Origin of the sequence: Candidatus Megaera polyxenophila, assembly GCF_029982035.1 — a bacterium.
Lineage (GTDB): Bacteria > Pseudomonadota > Alphaproteobacteria > Rickettsiales > Rickettsiaceae > Megaera > Megaera polyxenophila.
The window spans coordinates 466103-485593 of record NZ_CP104166.1; the positions used below are offsets into that span (position 1 = coordinate 466103).

At 34.6% G+C, this 19491-nt stretch carries 21 protein-coding genes; 11 read left to right on the plus strand and 10 right to left on the minus strand.

The annotated features are described in order from the left end of the window. Position 1 precedes the first annotated feature (1 nt). Positions 2-976, plus strand: a complete 975-nt coding sequence (locus N3Z16_RS02415) for a ribonucleotide-diphosphate reductase subunit beta (protein WP_282486593.1) — start codon at positions 2-4, stop codon at positions 974-976. 157 nt (positions 977-1133) lie between these two features. Further along, the gene (locus tag N3Z16_RS02420; RefSeq protein WP_282486594.1) at positions 1134-3185 is read left to right on the plus strand and encodes an autotransporter domain-containing protein; all 2052 of its coding nucleotides are present in this window, start codon (positions 1134-1136) and stop codon (positions 3183-3185) included. A 403-nt stretch (positions 3186-3588) separates the two neighbouring features. Here N3Z16_RS02420 and rsmA read toward each other — a convergent pair whose 3' ends face one another. The 9 genes from rsmA to N3Z16_RS02465 all read right to left on the minus strand — a co-directional run bounded on the left by rsmA (position 3589) and on the right by N3Z16_RS02465 (position 9615). Continuing rightward, the gene (gene rsmA / locus N3Z16_RS02425) at positions 3589-4431 is read right to left on the minus strand and encodes a 16S rRNA (adenine(1518)-N(6)/adenine(1519)-N(6))-dimethyltransferase RsmA (RefSeq protein ID WP_282486595.1); all 843 of its coding nucleotides are present in this window, start codon (positions 4429-4431) and stop codon (positions 3589-3591) included. Continuing rightward, entirely contained in the window at positions 4424-4744 is a 321-nt protein-coding gene (locus N3Z16_RS02430) for a HesB/IscA family protein (protein WP_282486596.1), read from the minus strand. Before N3Z16_RS02430 ends, rsmA begins: the two co-directional genes overlap by 8 nt. 50 nt (positions 4745-4794) lie before the next feature. Then, positions 4795-5175, minus strand: coding sequence for a Fe-S cluster assembly scaffold IscU (gene iscU / locus N3Z16_RS02435; protein ID WP_223938359.1), 381 nt, complete (start codon positions 5173-5175; stop codon positions 4795-4797). Between the two features lie 24 nt (positions 5176-5199). Then, a complete protein-coding gene (locus N3Z16_RS02440; protein ID WP_282486597.1) occupies positions 5200-6423 on the minus strand; it encodes an IscS subfamily cysteine desulfurase in 1224 nt (407 codons plus the stop codon). A 39-nt stretch (positions 6424-6462) separates the two neighbouring features. Continuing rightward, positions 6463-7572 (minus strand): cysteine desulfurase family protein, encoded by a 1110-nt coding sequence (locus N3Z16_RS02445; protein WP_282486598.1) that lies wholly within the window; start codon positions 7570-7572, stop codon positions 6463-6465. Between the two features lie 4 nt (positions 7573-7576). Beyond that, positions 7577-8005, minus strand: a complete 429-nt coding sequence (locus tag N3Z16_RS02450; RefSeq protein ID WP_223938357.1) for an Rrf2 family transcriptional regulator — start codon at positions 8003-8005, stop codon at positions 7577-7579. A 132-nt stretch (positions 8006-8137) separates the two neighbouring features. Then, positions 8138-8629, minus strand: coding sequence for a hypothetical protein (locus N3Z16_RS02455; protein WP_282486599.1), 492 nt, complete (start codon positions 8627-8629; stop codon positions 8138-8140). A gap of 24 nt (positions 8630-8653) precedes the next feature. Then, a complete protein-coding gene (locus tag N3Z16_RS02460) occupies positions 8654-9076 on the minus strand; it encodes a DUF1284 domain-containing protein (RefSeq protein ID WP_282486600.1) in 423 nt (140 codons plus the stop codon). Continuing rightward, on the minus strand, positions 9064-9615 hold the full coding sequence (locus tag N3Z16_RS02465) for a biotin transporter BioY (protein ID WP_282486601.1): 552 nt from the start codon (positions 9613-9615) through the stop codon (positions 9064-9066). Before N3Z16_RS02465 ends, N3Z16_RS02460 begins: the two co-directional genes overlap by 13 nt. Positions 9616-9805: 190 nt before the next feature. Here N3Z16_RS02465 and N3Z16_RS02470 point away from each other — a divergent pair, with 190 nt between their 5' ends. After that, positions 9806-10645: an RMD1 family protein gene (locus tag N3Z16_RS02470; RefSeq protein ID WP_223938353.1), complete on the plus strand. Its 840-nt coding sequence runs from the start codon at positions 9806-9808 to the stop codon at positions 10643-10645. Positions 10646-10848: 203 nt separating this feature from the next. Continuing rightward, positions 10849-11523: a DUF4131 domain-containing protein gene (locus tag N3Z16_RS02475; protein WP_282486602.1), complete on the plus strand. Its 675-nt coding sequence runs from the start codon at positions 10849-10851 to the stop codon at positions 11521-11523. A 43-nt stretch (positions 11524-11566) separates the two neighbouring features. Here N3Z16_RS02475 and tnpA read toward each other — a convergent pair whose 3' ends face one another. After that, complete coding sequence (gene tnpA, locus N3Z16_RS02480; protein ID WP_282485546.1) at positions 11567-12004, minus strand: IS200/IS605 family transposase; 438 nt, start codon at positions 12002-12004, stop codon at positions 11567-11569. A gap of 6 nt (positions 12005-12010) precedes the next feature. Here tnpA and N3Z16_RS02485 point away from each other — a divergent pair, with 6 nt between their 5' ends. From N3Z16_RS02485 to N3Z16_RS02515, 7 genes are all read left to right on the plus strand, one after another. Further along, positions 12011-13375 (plus strand): ComEC/Rec2 family competence protein, encoded by a 1365-nt coding sequence (locus N3Z16_RS02485; RefSeq protein ID WP_282486603.1) that lies wholly within the window; start codon positions 12011-12013, stop codon positions 13373-13375. Beyond that, positions 13375-14790, plus strand: coding sequence for a cbb3-type cytochrome c oxidase subunit I (locus N3Z16_RS02490; protein WP_282486604.1), 1416 nt, complete (start codon positions 13375-13377; stop codon positions 14788-14790). Before N3Z16_RS02485 ends, N3Z16_RS02490 begins: the two co-directional genes overlap by 1 nt. Positions 14791-14818: 28 nt before the next feature. Beyond that, a complete protein-coding gene (gene folE, locus N3Z16_RS02495; protein ID WP_282486606.1) occupies positions 14819-15394 on the plus strand; it encodes a GTP cyclohydrolase I FolE in 576 nt (191 codons plus the stop codon). Positions 15395-15495: 101 nt separating this feature from the next. After that, positions 15496-16797 carry a proline--tRNA ligase gene (gene proS / locus N3Z16_RS02500; RefSeq protein ID WP_282486608.1) on the plus strand — a complete coding sequence of 434 codons (1302 nt, stop codon included), beginning with the start codon at positions 15496-15498 and terminating at the stop codon, positions 16795-16797. Beyond that, positions 16787-18031 carry a lipoprotein-releasing ABC transporter permease subunit gene (locus N3Z16_RS02505; RefSeq protein ID WP_223938348.1) on the plus strand — a complete coding sequence of 415 codons (1245 nt, stop codon included), beginning with the start codon at positions 16787-16789 and terminating at the stop codon, positions 18029-18031. Before proS ends, N3Z16_RS02505 begins: the two co-directional genes overlap by 11 nt. Continuing rightward, positions 18024-18710, plus strand: coding sequence for an ABC transporter ATP-binding protein (locus N3Z16_RS02510; RefSeq protein WP_223938347.1), 687 nt, complete (start codon positions 18024-18026; stop codon positions 18708-18710). The genes N3Z16_RS02505 and N3Z16_RS02510 overlap by 8 nt, the downstream gene beginning before the upstream one ends. A 220-nt stretch (positions 18711-18930) precedes the next feature. Continuing rightward, the gene (locus N3Z16_RS02515) at positions 18931-19128 is read left to right on the plus strand and encodes a cold-shock protein (protein ID WP_223938346.1); all 198 of its coding nucleotides are present in this window, start codon (positions 18931-18933) and stop codon (positions 19126-19128) included. The last annotated feature ends 363 nt before the right edge of the window (positions 19129-19491 follow it).

A 19491-nucleotide genomic window follows, 5' to 3' on the forward strand; every position in this document is an offset into this window, starting at 1 on the left:
AATGTCATTATTGTCAGCAAAACCAATTTACAAACCTTTTTCATATCCTTGGGCTTATGAAGCATGGCATATTCAGCAAAAAATCCATTGGTTACCGGAAGAAGTACCACTAGCTGATGATGTAAAAGATTGGAAATATAACTTAACGCCTGGAGAAAAACATTTACTGACTCAAATTTTCCGTTTCTTTACGCAGGCTGATATTGAGGTAAACAATTGTTACATGAAACATTATGCTAAAGTGTTTCAACCTACTGAAGTGCAGATGATGCTTTCTGCTTTTTCGAATATGGAAACAGTTCATATAGCTGCTTATTCGCATTTACTGGACACTATAGGTATGGATGAAGCTGAATATCAAGCATTCATGAAATATAAAGAGATGAAGGATAAGTACGACTATATGCAGAAATTTGGGGTAGAAACCAAAGAAGATATAGCAACTACCCTTGCAGTGTTCGGTGCTTTTACGGAAGGTCTGCAGCTTTTTGCCTCTTTTGCTATTTTACTGAATTTTCCTCGTTTTAATAAAATGAAGGGAATGGGCCAGATTGTCACTTGGTCGGTTCGGGATGAAACTTTGCATACTAACTCTATAATTACTTTGTTCAAAACTTTTGTGCAAGAAAACCCTGAAGTTTGGAATGAAAACTTAAGAAGTAGACTTTATGAAGCTTGTGCAACTATAGTCCATTTTGAAGACGCTTTTATTGAACTAGCTTTCGAAGTTGGCGGTATTGAAGGGTTAACAGCTAGAGAAGTACGCCAGTATATAAGATATATAGCCGACCGCAGGCTCATGCAGCTTGGTCTAAAGGAAATATATCTAGTAGATAATAACCCACTTCCCTGGCTCGATGAAATGTTAAACGGAGTAGAACACACTAATTTTTTTGAAAATAGGGTTACCGAGTATACTAAGGCTGCAACAGTTGGTACTTGGGAAGAAGCTTTCGAAAATATGGATAAAAGCTAATATAATAGAGTAAGCAGTTTTCAAAATAATATGTTTTACAGCATTTATCTGGCTTCTAATTTTTGATTTTTGGAAGAATATATTTGTTTAATAAAACTACAATGTTATACTATAACCTTATTAATTGACAAAGATTATTATATTAGGGGGTATCTTAATGTCTAATAAAAAGAAAAATTTTTTAAAAACCTTTGCGTGCTTTTCACTTTTGTCGCTTAGTACTTCGTCGATTGCTTTAGCTTCAAAAAACACCCAGGATTTTACCAATGTTATTACCTTCGGTGATAGTTTTGCAAGTGGCCATAACTCACCGGTTAGCGGCGTGCTAGTTAATACTTACGCACAAACTTTAGCGGAGCAACTAGGTTTTGCCTTTACAAGAAATGAAAATAATTTTGCTTCTGGAGGGCATAGTTCTGCACATCTGAGTGGATGGAGATACGCACCAGGAGGTGGAGTAATTATTGATTATGCTCCAGGCGATCTAAATAATTATTTAAACCAAAAAGGAAAGTTTGGAACCAATGACTTGGTTATTTATGATCCTTTATCTAGTGAAATTGCAAATCTTTATATACCAATATCTGATAATAAAGTTGCCGCAGCAGGTTTGGTGGGTTTTTCGTTTCTCGAAGAAGTTTTTGGAGAAGGCTTGAATGTTATCACCGGTGGTGTATTTACCAGTGATACCGACACTTTAATGAATAATGGCCAGGTGGCAGGTTTTGCAGATATGGATGCTAAAGTGGTTAATGGTATTCTCGCTGTAAATCGTACCAATTTTCCTGTATTATTTAGCTATTTAGACATAACAGAAAATAATGCCAAAAATTTCGTAGAAAAAGCAACTCTTAGCGGTGCTAATTACATTTTGCTTGGAAACCATTATAACGAGGCATTAAGACAAGCTTTTAATGGTTCTAAAGAGTTTGCTAAAGCAATTTCCTTGGAAATAGGAAAAGCGCAAATAAGAGGGGCGTTAAACGTACCGGGAGCTAATATCATAGTCTGGGATGAAGCGAATCTTATACAAGAACTAGTTGATAATCCGAGCAAATATTTAACAACTGAAGAGCAGGCTCTTGGTAATAATAGATTTGGACCTGGAGTTTTTGATAGAAGAGCACCAGCAGGAGATATCCACGCTACCCAGCCTGTCAATAATATCAAACGTCAGTTTGTTTATTCTGTCATTACCAGCCCGACGCTGGTTTCATTGCTACGTGAGTCCCCGCTTAGCTTCGGGATGAAAACTGCGGAAAGAAATCTTGCCTTAGCTCAAGGTTTTTCCAAAACCGGCCAAGTAGAAAATAATATTGCCGCTTCTGCTGACGCTCCAAATAGTAGTGATCAGTTTGCCCTCCAGGTTTTTGGTGATTTTGGTAAGAGCCGTACTGGGACATTCAGCAACAAAACATTAGGTTTCAAAGATGACAGCGCAGTAGATGTCGGAATGGGTCTAAATTACAAGATAAAGGATAATTTACTGATCGGTACAAGAATAGGTTATGCGGAAACCAAAACTAAATTTGTAGCAGATAGAGGTAAAGCTAAAATCAGGGAACAAGCAATATCATTACACGGGGTTTATAGCTTTGAAAAACCGATGTTTGTTTATGCATCTGCAGGTCTTGGTAGACTTCACTACAATATTGACCGTGATATTAAACTCGGTTTAGCTACTTACAAAGAACATGGTAAAACATCTGGAGATCACTTATTTACTACGCTTGGTACAGGTTATCGCTTTGATTTTGCTAGAAATATCAGTGCTACACCTTTTATTGCAGGACATTACCAATCTGTGACAATGAAAAACTACAGCGAAAAAGGTGCGGCGGGTCAAAAAACTTCTACTCAAATGGACTTTAATATACCAAAAAGAGAATCCGTAATGGGTGAAGTTGGGTTAACTCTTGCTACTGATTTCTCAATCAAGGAAAGTGTAAATTTAACTCCTTCATTTACTGTAAGTTATTTACATGATTGGAAAGATCCAATAAGCCAACAGGTCCAAGGCCGAAACGTTAGTGAATTTAATTACTTTAAAGTTCCAGCATATAAAGTACGCAAGTCTAATATGCAAATCCAAGGGGACGTTTTAGCCGAAATTAACCACAAATATAAGGTTGGGCTTAATGTGAGTACTCGCCCGACTGGCAGGGTAAAAAGCTGGTCAGTAGGACTTAGAAGTGCTATAAATCTATAAAAACCTACTTATAATAAAAATTTAAAAATGCTCTGTGCAACCTGAACCTGCACGGAGCTTTTTTATCTTTTATAGATGCGTGCTAAAGCGCAGTGATTGATTATAAAGAGTCTAGTGGCTATTTTAAGAATATCTCTTAAAGTAAAAAAATCATGTTTTTTCTACCTTTGCCTGGAATTTTTATCCTTTGTAGACTTGGAAGGGGAAGTATTGACTATAAATATAAACAGCCTAGTGGTTATTAAAGGCACTTTTTAACGTACAAAAAATTATGTTTTTTCTATTGTTGCTGGGAATTTGTATTTTTTGTACGTGTCCTAGTAGAGAGCAACGATTAGTTATAATACCTAAGACCTAGTGCTTATTTTAAGAATACTTCTTAGAGCAGAAGATCATTTGTCATTTATCTTACCGGATTTTGCATCCCTAAAATTGCCTTAGCTAAAGCTAAATAATCATCTGGCGAGAGATTTTCAGCGCGCAGAGATTCCTTAATGGATAATTTTTCCAATATGGGAAGGATATCTGGAGATAAGGCTTTCAAAGATGATTTAATCATTTTTCTGCGGCCTGAAAAGGCAAGATTTGTAATTTGTTCAATTGTTGTCAATAATTGCAGGCTAGGGGCATTTTTTTTAGGTTCAAGCCTTACCACACTAGACCAGATCTTAGGTTCAGGGTAAAAAGCTTTAGGACTAACGTCAAAGCATTTTGTTATTTTACAGACAATTTGGCAAATAACAGATAATCTGCCGTAAGATTTGATGCCAGGTTTAGCGATAATTCTATCTACTACCTCTTTTTGCAGCATCAAGGTCATGCTGTTTATTTTTTTAGATTGAAGTAACCATGATGTTAACAAGACACTACCAATATTATAAGGCAAATTAGAAATTATGGTTACTTTTTCATTAGTTACTAGTTCCGATAAATTTACTTTTAAGGCATCAGCTTGTTTTATAATAAGATTAGGATAAACGGTTTTTATTTCCTCAAGCAGGGGGATACACCTTGCATCCATTTCAATAACTGTTAGTTTTCCAGATGAAGTCTTTAAAATAGATCGAGTCAAGCCGGCTGGACCAGGACCTATTTCCAAGGCAATATTGCTATCCTGCAAGCCGCTCGCTTTTACAATTTTATCGCATAGGGTTTCATCGAATATAAAATTCTGGCCCAGTTTTTTTAAAGGAATGATACCATGCTTAGCTGCTAATTTAGCTATTGATGGAAGGTTATTAGACATTAAATGAACTTCCGCAGCCGCATTTCCCCTTCTCATTGGGATTTGAAAAAGTAAAACCGGACTTAAATTTTTCGCTAACATAATCCATTTGAGTGCCAAGAAGGTACATAACCGCTTTGGGATCTATTAAAATAGTTACCTCTTGATTCTGGATTACTTCATCATATTTGCCTTTTTCATCGGCATATTCTACGAAATATTTCAAGCCTGAACAACCGCCGGATTTAACTCCGATTCTTATCCCTAGGGATGACTTTCCTCTTTGCTCAAGCAAATGTTTTACTTGAGCAATAGCCCTTTCGGTTAGAGACATTATTTGCTTTTTTTGAAGGGAATTATCTTGTAAAACAGCTTTCATAGCAGTTATTTTTGCTTTTGTTTATAATCATTTACTGCTGCCTTAATAGCATCTTCCGCAAGCAAAGAACAGTGTAATTTTACGGGCGGCAGTGATAAATGCTTAGCTATCTCGGTATTTTTTATCTCCATTGCTTCCTCAAGTTTTTTTCCTTTTACCCACTCGCTAACAAGGGAACTAGAAGCAATAGCTGAACCACAACCAAAAGCTTTAAATTTAGCATCAGTAATAGTCCCTTCTTCATTAACCTTAATCTGTAATTTTAGAACGTCTCCACAAGCCGGAGCTCCTACAAGTCCCGTGCCGACCGACTTATCTTTTTTATCAAGAACCCCTACGTTTCGTGGATTCTCGTAATGGTCGATTACTTCTTTACTATATGCCATAATTATACCATTCCAATTTTATTTTTAATGAGTTGCCCACTTAATTTCGTTAATATTAATTCCCTCTTGTGCCATTTCCCATAGCGGGCTAAGCTCCCTTAATTTATTTATCTTCGATAGCAATAATTCTATTGCGTAATCAATTTCCTCTTCTTTAGTAAAACGCCCAAACCCAAAACGAAGGGAAGTGTGAGCTAACGCTTCGTCTACCCCAAGAGCTCTCAGGACATAAGACGGTTCAAGCGAGGTAGAAGTACAGGCAGATCCGGAAGAAACAGCTAAATCCTTAATTGCTAATATCATTGACTCTCCCTCAATATAGGCAAAACTCAAGTTTAAGTTACCAGGATATCTGTTATGTTTATCACCATTTAAGTACACTTCTTTTGCTTCTGAGGTGATTCTGCTTAAGAATTTATCGAACAGTTTTTTTACATGTCTATAATCCTTATCCATTTCGTTAGCGGCAAGTTCTGCGGCTTTACCAAGACCGACTACTAAAAATGGAGCAAGAGTACCGGAACGAAGTCCACGTTCTTGCCCGCCACCATTAAATATTGGAGCAAGACGAATTCTTGGTTTCTTGCGTAAGTATAAAGCACCAACACCTTTTGGGCCATAAATTTTATGCCCTGAAATGCTAGCTAGATCAATATTTAGCTCATTTACATTAATAGGAATTTTCCCAAAAGCTTGGGCTATGTCAGAATGAAAAAATACATTATATTTACGGCAAATTTGGCCTATTTCTTTCAAAGGCTGGATTACCCCAATCTCGTTATTTACCGCCATTATGGAAACTAGAATCGTTTGCTCGGTAATTGCATTTTCCAAGACTTGAAGGTCAACAATACCATTTGCCATAACCGGTAAATAGCTAACTGAGAAACCTTCCTGCTCAAGATGTCTACAGCTATCTAAAATACATTTATGCTCGGTAACCAGGGTTATAATATGTTTCTTTTTTTCCCCATAAAATTTGGCAATTCCTTTTAGGGCTAGGTTATTCGACTCTGTTGCACCGGAAGTAAAAATTATTTCCTTTTCTTCAGCTGCGATTAAATCTGCAACTTGTTTTCTGGCGATATTACAAGCTTCTTCTGCTTCCCAGCCATAAGGGTGGCTTCTTGAATGGGGATTGCCAAAATCAGAGGTTAAATAAGGCATCATGGCTTCAATTACTCTTGGGTCTACCTGAGTTGTTGCCTGATTATCGAGATAAATCGGGAATCGGCAATTTTTACTCATTAGCTCTTTTTTTAAATTTTCTAATTTTCCCATATTTACTTAACTATTTATTTCTCTGTATATTCTTAAGAATTTATCTATATCTTGTTTTGTGGTGGTGTATCCAAGAGAGATTCTAATCGCAGAATCTCTTTCTTCTTCGCTAAAACCCATTGCTTCAAGAGTTTTTGATGAACCTATTTTTCCCGAAGAACAGGCTGCGCCAGAACTTATAGCAATATTTTTTAGATCAAAAGCAATAATTTGCGTTTCAGACTTTTTGCCCAAATTAATAATTAAACTAGTATTTGGTAAGCGCTCTGATTGCTGATTTACAATCTTGATTTTTGGAAAAATTTTTGCTATTTCCTTTTCTAAATAATCCCTTAATCCCTTTAAATGATTATATCTTGATTCCAGCTCCCTGTTTGCAATTTCAGCAGCCACACCAAAACCGGCAGTAGCAGCGACATTTTCAGTACCTGAGCGAAGTCCTTTTTCCTGCCCCCCGCCAATAATATGTGGAACTAAATGGTGTATTGCTTTGCTAATTAGAGCGCCAGAGCCTACAGGTCCACCTATTTTATGGGCAGAAATTGTGGCAAAGTCGAGGTCTAGATCCACTAAATCTACTGGTATTTTGCCAAACGCTTGGACGCAGTCGCTATGGACAAGTGCCCCAAAATCATGAGCTATTTTTGTGATTTGCTTAATGTCTTGAATTACCCCAGTTTCGTTGTTAGCAAATATTATAGAGACCAATTTTTTTTCTGCGGCGCTTTTAGATAACTTCTCTTTCAAATCTTCCGGGTTAACCATACCGTTTTCATCAACTGAGATTATCTGAATATTATTTCCAAATTTTACATGAGCCAGAATAGATGCATGTTCGATTGCAGAAACAAAAACTTCTCCGTTATTAAAATTAGATATTATTAAGTTATTTGCTTCTGTTCCAGAGGAAGTAAAAGTAATATAATAATCCCGAAAATGGTTAATAATTCCGCTAAGACCGGCTACTTGCTTTCGTGCCTGTTCAATTATTTTTTTTCCTTCCCTGCCCAAACCATGTATAGCTGAAGGGTTAAAAGGTTTTGCAAGTGCAAGCAGCATGGCATTTTTAGCCTCTTCTAGAAGATTAGTAGTGGAATTATGATCAAGGTAAATCATCTAACTATTCTTTAACTATATGAAAATCTATTTCTCCTGCCATAACATCTGCTACTGAAATAGATGAAAAATAATTACGGATCTGATTACCAAGACCTTTCCATAAATCATGAGTCATACATTTAGTACCATTTTTCCGACAGGTCTTGTCTACCGAACAACGGGTCATTTTAGTATTTTCCTCAACTGCATCTATAATCTCTATAATATTAAGAGATTCTGAAGGGATATTTAGAAAATAACCACCACCTGGCCCCTTGACTGACCTGACTATATCAGCTTTTTTTAGCTTCAAAAAAATTTGTTCCAAATAATTTAGAGGTATAGTTTGCTTATTGGAAATATCAGCTAGTTTTATGGGCCTCGTTGTCTGGCTAGCAGCAACCTCTACTATTGCCATAACTGCATATCTGCTTTTCGTTGTGAGCATCATATAATCATTACTCCGTTTAACCCTAAAAAATACTAAAACTATAACCTTTAGAAACTAACTTAGACAACTAAAATAGTCAAGTATTATATGTAAAAAATATCAGATTTATTAAATCCATATTTACTAAGTTTATTATAGTTCTTTTATAGCAACGGTAATATGAAATTTAAAACCATTCAGTAATTTTGGTAATCCATATTTTAGCCTAAGTTTTTCTAACTCATGGCTTTCTATTTCCAGAACGTAATAGGATTTCCCTTTAGATTCAACCAGTTTTAATTTATTGAGAGTGAAATTAAAACTTTTGTTTATTTCTTCAATATTTAAATTCTCTGTTTCTTTTTCATACATTACGCTAATATGCGATCCTAGGGGATCAGCCTTGCGGAAATAAGGAGGCTTTTGGAATTTATTATCAAAATTTTGTATGATAGGATATAGAGAATGGATATATTGATTATCCAATGCTAGGTACACATAATTTTTTCTTTGCTTAAGTATCCCAGTTTTAGGGAGCTTTTCTGCTTCCTGTAATATTGAGGAGTTCAGGGCACTTGGTATCGGGGAGCAAGATGAAACCAAATTTATAGATACAAAAATTAATAGCAATAAATATTTCTTCATATTTAATTATTATGCTTAACGTAACTAAAAACTTTCACCTTCCTTTAGCATATTTTCTAAAGCTTTTTGACAAATTCCATATTCTTTCCAGGAACAGCCATCACAAGTATAATCAAACTTTTGAACTGTCATATATTTTTTGATTTTTACCTTTGCTTCTTTCCAGCTCAATATTTCACCGATTTTAAGGCCAAGTATTTGTTGATGCCTGGAATCGAGCTTAGTAATTTTACTTTGAGTGGTACATAAGCTTTCATTTATTTTATTAGGGCAGGCAAAACAGATGCTATCCATATTGCCTACTACTTCAATTAGCGTATTTTCATCAGATGTTAGTCGCTGGACAATTTTTTTATAATTTTTTACAAAGCCAAGAGAATAACCGTGACCTTGAAAACCAAGGGTGCATAAAAAATGATGGGGACGAAATTTTATTATTTCTTCCACTTAATGTTTCGTTTTAGCAGATTAACGGAAGCTGCGGTAAAGAGGGCTTTTATTATTCCTGGAATAATAAATGGCAATAAGCCAAATTCTATAGCTTTCTCTAAACCAACAAGTAGCGCTAATTGAGGTGTACCAATCATAAATACACAAATAGAGCCAATAATACTATATACAATTAGTTTTAAAATTGTATCTTCACCAAATTTTTCTCTCATTGTAGCAACTACATAAACACAAAGAATCATACCAAATAAATACCCACCCGTTGGCCCAAATAATACTGTTAGTCCTGCAAAGAAACCGGCAAAAACAGGCAAGCCTATTGCTCCGAGGGTTACATACCCAATGATAGCTTGCATAGCCTCTTTTTTATTATAGCAAAGAGCGATTATTAGGACACCGACCGTATGTAATGTTATGGGAACTGGTTCTAGAGGAATTTGTACTTGAGCTGCTAGAAACATCAAAATTATCCCAAGTACGACTCTTAAAAGCTTAGATTCAGTAATCGATTTTTTTATAACGGAATTTAAATTCATTTTAGAGACTCCATAACCTAATTAATGTCGTAATTATAAATATGATTTTTAGCCGGTCAACTATATTATATGTATTTATGGTTGAAATAGCTATTAGTGTTAAAAGGGTTATTAACCTAATTGGTTAAATTAGTTTGACAACAATGATTGGGACTCGTAGAATCCGAAATAAATAATTTTAATACTAATTATGAGATGCTCGTCTTATTGTACTGCTGAGGAATATACATTAAATCAAGAAACTATTTCGATATTAGAAAAAACTACAATTAATCCAGAATTCGTTGAAAAAGTACTTCATTATCAATTAGCTAACGAACATGATTCTCATCCAATAGATGTATTTCTATTTACTTTTGGATGTATTATCATTTGGGGCGCAGATGAAAAGAAAGAAGAGGAAATATTAAGAAATATCGGTTTTGTAGAAAAAAGAAAATTGAAAGAAGCTCATTCCGAATTTATTGATTTTGATTATAACGATATTGAAGATAGAACATATATTAACGAAGAGAAAAACATAATTATTCTTGGTAATGATTCTACTCTAGTAAAATTATCAGTTTCTCATGCACTAGCCCAATCTGTTAAACTAAATGATCTAGAAGAATCAGTAATTACCCTGCTTAAGCGCATCAAGCCTATCCAAAAAGAATTAGCTCAAACAGGACGAGTTTCTCTATCTAGGTCTCAGTTGTCAAAACAGTTAGGCGAGTTATTTAATGCAAGGTTTTCAATTAATTTACATAGTGATATCCTAGATATTCCTGAATTTTTCTGGCGTAGACCAAGTTTTGAGCCAATCTATAATATGACGGTTGAGTTTCAGGACATTATCCTAAGGCAAGGTATATTAAATAACCACTTGAACCTAATCCATGAGCTTTATAGCGTGCTTTCAAGTGATTTAAATCATAGGCATTCAACAAGATTAGAACTGATTATTGTCCTTTTGATTACTATCGAAGTAGTGCTGGCTCTAACAAGTCACCATAATATAATCGGCGGCTTGCTCAAATTATTTTCTTAAATATTTTGCTAATTTATATTGAGAATTATTTTTCATTTCTAGCCTTGGCTTTCTAAAAAAGGGATTTTTGGTAATATGCGTGCGTATTTTAACACGGATTAGATGGTTAAATGTTTACCTACTTTATCAAGAAACTAGAACAAGAATACCATCATTTAAGCTTATGGTATTTTGTTTTCTTTTTTTATGGTATTGCTTTTTATTTGAAATCCGTTGAGCTTTTTAATCAGGGTGTTTCATTTAACTCCTGTTTTATAACTTCATCTGTTTTACTCTATTTCATATTTTCTCTAAGGAAAAAAGAAAAACTTATATTTAGCTTATTTCTTACCATATTATTTTCTTTTGCCTCTGGAGTAGTAATTACTCATCTTAGGGTCACTAACGCTAAAACTAGCCCAAGGCCTATATCAAAGACGGATGTTTTTGATATAGAGGCGAAGGTTTTAGAAGTAAAACCTACGATAGGTGGATCGCAGTTAATTCTCGATAATGTAGTAATTTTAAATAAAAATGATAATATTTTTGGTAAAATCAAAGTAAGTTTAAGAGGAGAGAGTAGCCTAGATTTTCTAAAAAATGACGTAATAAATTTACGCGTTCAGCTTTTCCCTCTTAATTCCGCTTTGCTACCCGGGGGTTACAATTTTGGCCTTTATATGTATTTAAATGGTATTACAGCGACAGGATTTGCTGTTAGTTCTCCTAAAGTTATTAAATCCCAATCTGGCTATTTTTATGATAAGCTTCAAAATATAAGGGGTATTATATATAAGGAATTGATAAGAATTCTTGGCACTGATCAAGGTAATTTTGTAGCGGCCATACTTATCGGCGAAACTAAAGCTATAAATCAACCACTTTCATCTGAGAGATGAAAGTTTGATCTTTGCGACTAGAAGTCGCTTATCAAGCTAAAGCTCATTCTAGCCTAATATTTGAAGTAAAGTCGGTCTCATGAGCGTCAGTGTGTTTGTTGATATATTCGTTAATCATATCATCTGTAACATTACCGCTAGTTGAACTGAAGTATCCTCTGCCCCATAAATGTCTACCCCAGTATTTCTTTTTTAGTATCGGAAATTCTTCCTGTATTCTTTTAGATGATCTTCCCTTAGCTTTCTGAACAAATTCACTAATTTTAATATGCGGAGGAATATTTGCAAATATATGGACATGGTCGCTTGATACAACGCCATTTTCTATCTTTATACTCATTTCCTCAGCTACCTGTAACACTAGTTCCCGAACACGTTTTTTTATGTCGTAAGTAAGTACCTTATAGCGATATTTCGTTATCCATACTATATGATAACGATGATAAAAAACTGAATGTGATCTTTTGTTATAGTAAGTCATAGACTTATGATGCTACCGCATCATGGCGCATTAGACAAGCTAAAGCTTTTCCATCTGGAAGATGGAGGTTTTCACCACCAAAGGGACTATAAACATATGGCCGATAATATGAGAAATAGCGGAATTGCTCATATCTTAAGTGTTTCAGGACTGCACCTATCATTAGTAGCGATGATTTTTTTTATCAGCAGTAGGTTTTTGCTAAATTGCTCAAATTATTTGTCATATAAAATAAACATAAAAGTTGCTGCAGGAATTATTTCAATTATAGGAAGTTTCGGTTATTTGCTACTTAGTGGTGCAAATATAGCTGCTACCAGAGCCTTTATAATGACATTATTCGTTATTCTTGCAATTATCATTGAGAGGTCCGCATATCCTCTTCGTTCAGTAATGGTAGCGGGAACGTGTATCTTGTTATTTTCTCCGGAATATGTCCTGCACCCAAGTTTTCAGTTATCGTTTTCAGCAGTACTATGTTTAATCTCTGGATATGAGCTTTATCTCCGTAATCAGAAATTAATCGGTAGAAGCAAAGGAATTTTTGCTTCTATAAAACTTTATGTTTTTGGCAACCTTTATTCTAGTTTCTTAGGCAGCATTGTTACGGCGCCTTTTGTGATCTATCATTTTTATAAATTTGCTACATATTCTCTCTTGATGAATTTGCTAGCAGTACCCCTTATGTCATTTTTTATGATGCCTTTAGCTATTATTTCTTTGGTACTGATGCCTTTTAATGCATGTAATTATAGCCTGAAATTACTTGGTTTTTTTGTTAAAATTATTACCAGTAGTGCTGAGTATGTAGTTAATCTACCAATATCGACAATAGATACCGGATATATAACTGATTTTAGCATGTTAATATTTACTTTTGGATTTTTTTGGATTTGCTTGTGGCAAACTACCTGGCGCTATTTTGGTCTTCTGATTATTCTTATATCTTTAGTTATGATGTATTTATCACCAAAACCTGATTTTATCTATGATCATAGAATTAAAGCAATTGGCGTAAAAAATAAAGATGTTATAGATATATATTCAAAATATCGAATCTCTAACTTTACCCAAGAATATTGGTTAGGTTGGTATGGTACAAAAAAAAGTAGATATTTTGAAACTGAGCTAAAGGATCAATTATTTGAACTAGCTGGGAGCGACGAAAACTTTACTGTATCTTTAAATTATACCAATTGCTCTGATGCTAAGGTGCAAATTATAATGTCTCCGAAACTAGTTTGTAATAACAACGGCTTAGTTGTAAATTATAGTGATTTGGTTAATTTTGGAATAGTACTAGTTTTTTGTCAGAAAAATAGTTGTTATGCAAAATTTGGACAAGAACCTATTTGGAAAATTAAGGAATAATGATTGAAACAGAAAACAAACTAGCAATTTCCTGGCTTAAAAACGGCATATGGGCTCTAGCGCTTGCTGGTTTCTATTCTATAGTTTTAGTTATTTTAAGAACGCCTCAATTATCTCAAATAATCAGCGATAAATCCGTATTTAAGTCTTCTTTGGTAATACATGTAAATTTATCAGTATTAGCTTGGTTACTTTCGATTACATGTATAATTTGGTCCTATGGAAGCCGGCGATTATATTTTAGCAATATTTTTAGCAAATTGGCTTTAGCTGGGATAGCTCTAATGACTATTAGCCCTTTAATAGGCCAGAGTAATCCAATAATGAATAATTATGTACCTATACTTGAGAATGTTTGGTTCATAATTGGTCTTAGCTTGTTTGGTTCTTCCATCTTATATTTTTCAATATTAGTCTTTATAAACAGTTTTCACGATTTTTCTCTTAAAGAGGAAAAGTATACAGCCCAAATTTTACCTGTGGTAAAATTGACCTCATCGCTAATGTATATTATGGTATGGGGGTGTTTCGCCTTGTCTTATAAGGAGGTTATGGCTCTCTCCAATGTTTTTCCAATAGAAATTGATTATTATTATGAATTGTTATTTTGGAGTGGTGGTCATCTCTTGCAGTTTATATATACGCAAATAGTAATGTTTGTGTGGCTGATTTTAGCCGAGCTCTGGATAGGAAAAAGGCTAATTTATTATGAAGTCTATAGCAGTCTTTTTATAATTAACTTTATCTTAAGTTTATTTGTTTTTTATGGCCATTTAGCCTATCAAATGCCCGAATATGAGTTTACAGTATTTTTTACTAAACATATGCAATATTGCGGAGGAATCGCACCCACATTATTAATGGCAGTGTTAATTATCGATATTTTTAAATTTACTAGAATCAAAAATCATCTATCCTTTGTTGCCATAGCCTTTATGGCCTCAATATTGGTATTTTTTGCCGGTGGTTTAATTGGTGTTTTAATTTCCGGAATAAATTTATCGATACCTGCTCATTACCATGGGTCAATAGTTGGTATTAGTATTGGATTTCTTGGATTTGCCTATATATTCTGTTTCCGTGATTCGGGTTTTGCCACACCTGATCAAACTCTTAGCAAGAAGTTATTTACATTCTCTCTCTCCTTAAAACAGCCAATTTATGGCAGTAATAGCCTTTCTTGCTATTCTAAGTGGCCTAATATTCAGCTTATTATTATTACTTTTGGTCAGTTATTGCATATTGCCGGACTTGCTCTAGCAGGAGGATATGGAATATTGCGAAAAAATCCTGACGGGGAAATAGCCTTGGCGGCCAAGTTTTATATGGGAATACTGGGAGGAGGAGGATTAATTGCGATTATTGGCGGGTTGATGTTTGTTTATATTTGTGCTAAAAGGCTATACGCTTTGTAAATTTTATAACACATATCAGAAAATAGTTATGATAGGGGAAAGGCCAACAAAACAACAGGCAGAAGAAGCAGTTAGAACTTTGCTTCGCTACATAGGAGAAGATACAAGCCGAGAAGGAATGCAAGCTACTCCAGCTAGGGTAGTTAAGAGTTATGATGAACTTTTTTCCGGTTATAAAGTTAATATAGAGGAAATACTAAACACCAGATTTTATGATATCAGCAACTTTAATGATATAGTTTTACTGAGATCCATTAATTTTAGTTCCTCTTGTGAGCATCATATGTTACCTTTTACTGGTTTTGTCGATATTGCTTATTTACCAGATGGTTTTGTTGTCGGAATAAGCAAACTTGCAAGACTGGTAGACGCATTTTCTAAACGGTTACAAATTCAGGAAAAAATGACTGCAAATATTGCGGAAGCCCTAGATACATACTTGAAGCCTCGTGGAGTTGCAGTAAGGGTAGCAGCGACACATAGTTGCATGACGTCAAGAGGGACTATGAAAGGTGGCAGTATACTAGAGTCTACCCATTTTACAGGAGTATTCAAAGACCAAGCTGAGTATCGCCGGGAGTTCTGGCATCTGGTCAAGGGGTAATAATTTAAATGTCCGGTAAAGCGGGTACTAGATTTTATTCATACTATTATTAAGCAATTGTAAAAACCACTTAAAGTATAATTTATTAGGTACATAATATCATGTTACAGTCTGAGTTTTTTTTACCAGTATTGAAGGAAAGTCCTGCTGAGGCAAAGGTGATATCACATGCCTTGATGTTAAAAAGCGGAATGATTCGGCAGCATGCTGCAGGAATTTATAATTGGTTACCTCTTGGTATAAAAGTACTTAAAAATGTAGAAAACATTGTTAGGTTTAACATGGATGCGTCCGGATTTATTGAAATGTTAATGCCATGTATTCAAAGTGCTGATTTATGGGTCGAATCCGGTAGATTTGATACATACGGCAAAGAAATGCTTAAGTTCAAGGACCGTCATGACCATGATTTGTTATTTGGTCCGACCAACGAAGAAGTTCTCACCGATATTGTAAGACATTCGATGCAATCTTACAAAGATTTACCAAAAGTTTTTTACCAAATTCAATGGAAGTTTAGAGATGAAATAAGGCCGCGTTTTGGTCTCATGAGAGGACGGGAATTTTTGATGAAAGATGCTTACTCGTTAGATATAGATGAAGAGGGAGCTATTAAGACTTATAATCAAATGTTTACAGCTTATATGCGTACGTTTAGCGACCTTGGGCTTTTGGCCATACCGCTTGCAGCAGATACCGGTGAAATTGGCGGTAGTCTGAGTCATGAATTTCATGTTATAGCAGATACTGGTGAAAGCACGCTTTATTACGATAAAAAATTTGATCTTTTAAAAGAAGAGTTGGCAGATGATCTTTCTTTAGTTAAATCATTATATGCAGCAACCGAAGAGAAACATAATCCAAAAAACTGTCCTATAGATGAAAAAGAATTATCAGTCCGAAAAGGTATTGAAGTTGGCCATATTTTTAATTTCGGCGATAAATATTCAAAACCTATGAATGCGTTTGTTAATAATGAAAAAGGGAAGTTAGTTCCAATTCAGATGGGGTCTTACGGAATAGGGGTTTCAAGGCTGGTAGCAGCTATTATTGAAGTTAGTAATGATGAAAGGGGGATAATTTGGCCTGTTTCTGTCGCACCTTTCAAGGTATCTGTTATTAATCTAAACATAAATGATCAAAACTGTAATGACGTTGCCTATAGTATATATAACAGGTTAAAAGCTCAAAATATTGAGGTTCTCCTTGATGATACTGAAGAACGCCCTGGGTCAAAATTTGCTACTCATGATTTAATAGGTTCTCCTTGGCAAATTATCGTAGGGCCTAAAAAAGCGTCTCAAAATTTAGCAGAGCTAAAAAACAGAAGAACAGGGGAAATGCAGGAGATGGATTGGCAGATAGCGATTAATGAAGTAATTGACGATCTGAATGTTAGATAAATTCGCAATCATAGTAGCCCTGAGATATTTCAGAGCGAAAAAAAATGAAAAATTTGTCTCTATAATATCTGGGATATCCCTAGCTGGTATAACAATTGGCGTGGCAGCCTTAATTGTTGTGATGTCAGTCATGAATGGTTTCCATATTCAGTTAACCTCTAATATTATTGGTATAAAGGGGGATATTTCTGTTACGCCAATAGGTAAGGCTATAGCTGATTATCCAAGCGTTCTAGAAACCATAAAAAAACACAATTTTGTAAAAAAAACATCTCCTATTGTTTCTGGCCAGGCTTTAGCTCTAGGTCCAAAAACCAATAGTGGTGTTCTGATTAAGGGCATAGATCTTGTTGATTTAAAAAATAAAGGAGAGATCTTAACTAACGTATTTCAAGGAAGTTTTGAAGGTTACGAAGGAACTACCGCCTTAGCAGTAGGCGCAGAACTTGCTCATAATTTAGGGGTTTCGGTCGGTTCTAAAATTAAATTGATTTCACCGAATGTTATTTCTACAACGTTTGGTACTATGCCCAGATCCAAGGATTTTACTGTAATAGCAATTTTTAGCAGCGGACTGTATGATTATGATTCGGCCACTATGGTTATGCCAGTTAGCGCTGCCCAAAAATTTCTGTCACTTGGAGAGGAAATTAATTTAATCGAAATAAATGTTGATAACCCTGAACTTGCCAAAGCTTATGCTAGTTTACTGCAGAAAGAACTTGGTCCTGGTGTTAGGGTTTCAAGCTGGCTAGATAGTAACCAGCAATTCTTGAAAGCTCTTGAGATAGAGAGAACGGCTATGTTTACTATTCTTTCTTTAATCATAATAGTGGCAGCTTTTAATATTATCTCTAGCTTATTTATGATAGTAAAAGACAAAACCAAGGATATTGCAATCCTTAAAACTATGGGGGCATCCGTTAGCCAAATAATGGGAATTTTCGTAATTAACGGTTTGCTCATTGGTGTGATAGGGACATTTTTAGGTATATTTTTAGGCCTTGCCGTTTCTTATAATATAGAAAATATTCGGCTATTTCTGGAGGGTATTTCTGATACCAAAATCTTTGATCCGGCTATTTATTTTCTCTATAGTCTGCCGTCAGTTGTCAGAATCTCTGATGTTGTTATTGTTGGCTCATTATCTTTAGTTCTTTCATTACTTGCAGCTATCTATCCCTCATTTAAAGCGGCAAGGTTAAATCCGATCGAGGCGATGAGATATGAGTGATAAACAAGTAATTTTAGAATTAAAAAATATTAATAAGGATTATCGTCAAGGAAGATCAACGATTGAGGTTCTAAAAAATATCAATCTTCAAATTGTTAAAAATCAGATGGTAGCTATAGTGGGGGCTTCTGGAAGTGGAAAATCTACCTTACTTCATATTGCTGGTCTTTTAGATTCTTCTGATTCCGGATCTGTTTATATTGAAAATATTCCTGCCCACAAATTATGTAATTTAAAATATGCTTCCCAAATTAGACTGGAAAATTTGGGTTTTATATACCAGTACCATCATTTATTAGGTGATTTTACCGCTCAGGAAAATGCCGCAATGCCTTTACTAATTTCTGGTGTTGAAAAAAAACAGGCTCTCGAAAGATCTGAGGATTTATTAAGAAAATTAGGTTTAGGCGGTAGATTATATAATTTTCCAGGAGAATTATCAGGTGGTGAACAGCAACGAGTAGCGATAGCCCGTGCTCTAATTAATAACCCAAAGCTTATTTTAGCTGATGAACCCACAGGTAATCTGGATTCTAATACAGCAGAAGAGGTATTTGAACTTTTCCTAGATAGAGCAGAAAATTTAGGCACAGCCATAATTATGGTTACCCATAATATCTCTTTAGCCAAAAGGATGCACAAAACTTATAAACTCGATTATACATTAGAAATAATGTGAGATATTTTTGGCATATTTATTACGATTACAGAAAAAATAATATAGTTAACAACAAATATCCTTAAGTAATATTAATTGACACTCTTCTTAAAAAGAGGTACACTCACTTTCAAGTTTATTATTATTTACGGTCTAGTTTCGATTTTTAGAAGTTCTATTGATTAAAACTGAATGTAAAATTTTAAACCAGTTTTTAACAATTTAAATCGAAGATTAAACTATGGAAGGCAAAGTTAAGTGGTTCAACCCTACAAAGGGTTATGGTTTTATTGAATCAGCAGAAAACAAGAAGGATGTTTTTGTTCATATATCAGCAGTACAAGATGCTGGACTAAAAACTCTAGATGAAGGTCAAGAAGTAAGATTTGACTTAGAAGAAAAAGGCGGAAAAACTTCAGCTATAAATCTTCGCGTATAAGCAAATTAGAGTTTAAGTACAGCTTTTTACCTTAAGTTAATGCTCGTGAGCCTATAAAACCGGACACAAACACTTTCAAACCCATCTAAATCCTGTCATAAAACAAGTAACATCTATTTGAAATATGGCGCTACTTTCTTGGGTTTTGCTTAAAGGATTTTAAATTAAATCCCAATAGCTGTACAAAAAAAAGATTTTACTACCTTCCTATTTACATTTTAGGTAGTAAAATCCAAATCTTAAAAAAAACTTCTTATAGTTTTTAGGTGCGTAATTTAATACCAGCATTTTGTTGTTAATGTGATCATAAAAATCTAGTCTTAATGATTAGGGATTATGGGATAGGATATGCAATGCAAAAAA

Coding starts and splice junctions, on each gene's coding strand:
- N3Z16_RS02415 (WP_282486593.1), top strand. CDS start 2: ATGTCATTATTGTCAGCAAAACCAATTTACAAACCTTTTTCATATCCT.
- N3Z16_RS02420 (WP_282486594.1), top strand. CDS start 1,134: ATGTCTAATAAAAAGAAAAATTTTTTAAAAACCTTTGCGTGCTTTTCA.
- rsmA (WP_282486595.1), bottom strand. CDS start 4,431: ATGTCTAATAACCTTCCATCAATAGCTAAATTAGCAGCTAAGCATGGT.
- N3Z16_RS02430 (WP_282486596.1), bottom strand. CDS start 4,744: ATGTCTCTAACCGAAAGGGCTATTGCTCAAGTAAAACATTTGCTTGAG.
- iscU (WP_223938359.1), bottom strand. CDS start 5,175: ATGGCATATAGTAAAGAAGTAATCGACCATTACGAGAATCCACGAAAC.
- N3Z16_RS02440 (WP_282486597.1), bottom strand. CDS start 6,423: ATGAGTAAAAATTGCCGATTCCCGATTTATCTCGATAATCAGGCAACA.
- N3Z16_RS02445 (WP_282486598.1), bottom strand. CDS start 7,572: ATGATTTACCTTGATCATAATTCCACTACTAATCTTCTAGAAGAGGCT.
- N3Z16_RS02450 (WP_223938357.1), bottom strand. CDS start 8,005: ATGATGCTCACAACGAAAAGCAGATATGCAGTTATGGCAATAGTAGAG.
- N3Z16_RS02455 (WP_282486599.1), bottom strand. CDS start 8,629: ATGAAGAAATATTTATTGCTATTAATTTTTGTATCTATAAATTTGGTT.
- N3Z16_RS02465 (WP_282486601.1), bottom strand. CDS start 9,615: ATGAATTTAAATTCCGTTATAAAAAAATCGATTACTGAATCTAAGCTT.
- N3Z16_RS02470 (WP_223938353.1), top strand. CDS start 9,806: ATGAGATGCTCGTCTTATTGTACTGCTGAGGAATATACATTAAATCAA.
- tnpA (WP_282485546.1), bottom strand. CDS start 12,004: ATGACTTACTATAACAAAAGATCACATTCAGTTTTTTATCATCGTTAT.
- N3Z16_RS02485 (WP_282486603.1), top strand. CDS start 12,011: ATGATGCTACCGCATCATGGCGCATTAGACAAGCTAAAGCTTTTCCAT.
- N3Z16_RS02490 (WP_282486604.1), top strand. CDS start 13,375: ATGATTGAAACAGAAAACAAACTAGCAATTTCCTGGCTTAAAAACGGC.
- folE (WP_282486606.1), top strand. CDS start 14,819: ATGATAGGGGAAAGGCCAACAAAACAACAGGCAGAAGAAGCAGTTAGA.
- proS (WP_282486608.1), top strand. CDS start 15,496: ATGTTACAGTCTGAGTTTTTTTTACCAGTATTGAAGGAAAGTCCTGCT.
- N3Z16_RS02505 (WP_223938348.1), top strand. CDS start 16,787: ATGTTAGATAAATTCGCAATCATAGTAGCCCTGAGATATTTCAGAGCG.
- N3Z16_RS02510 (WP_223938347.1), top strand. CDS start 18,024: ATGAGTGATAAACAAGTAATTTTAGAATTAAAAAATATTAATAAGGAT.
- N3Z16_RS02515 (WP_223938346.1), top strand. CDS start 18,931: ATGGAAGGCAAAGTTAAGTGGTTCAACCCTACAAAGGGTTATGGTTTT.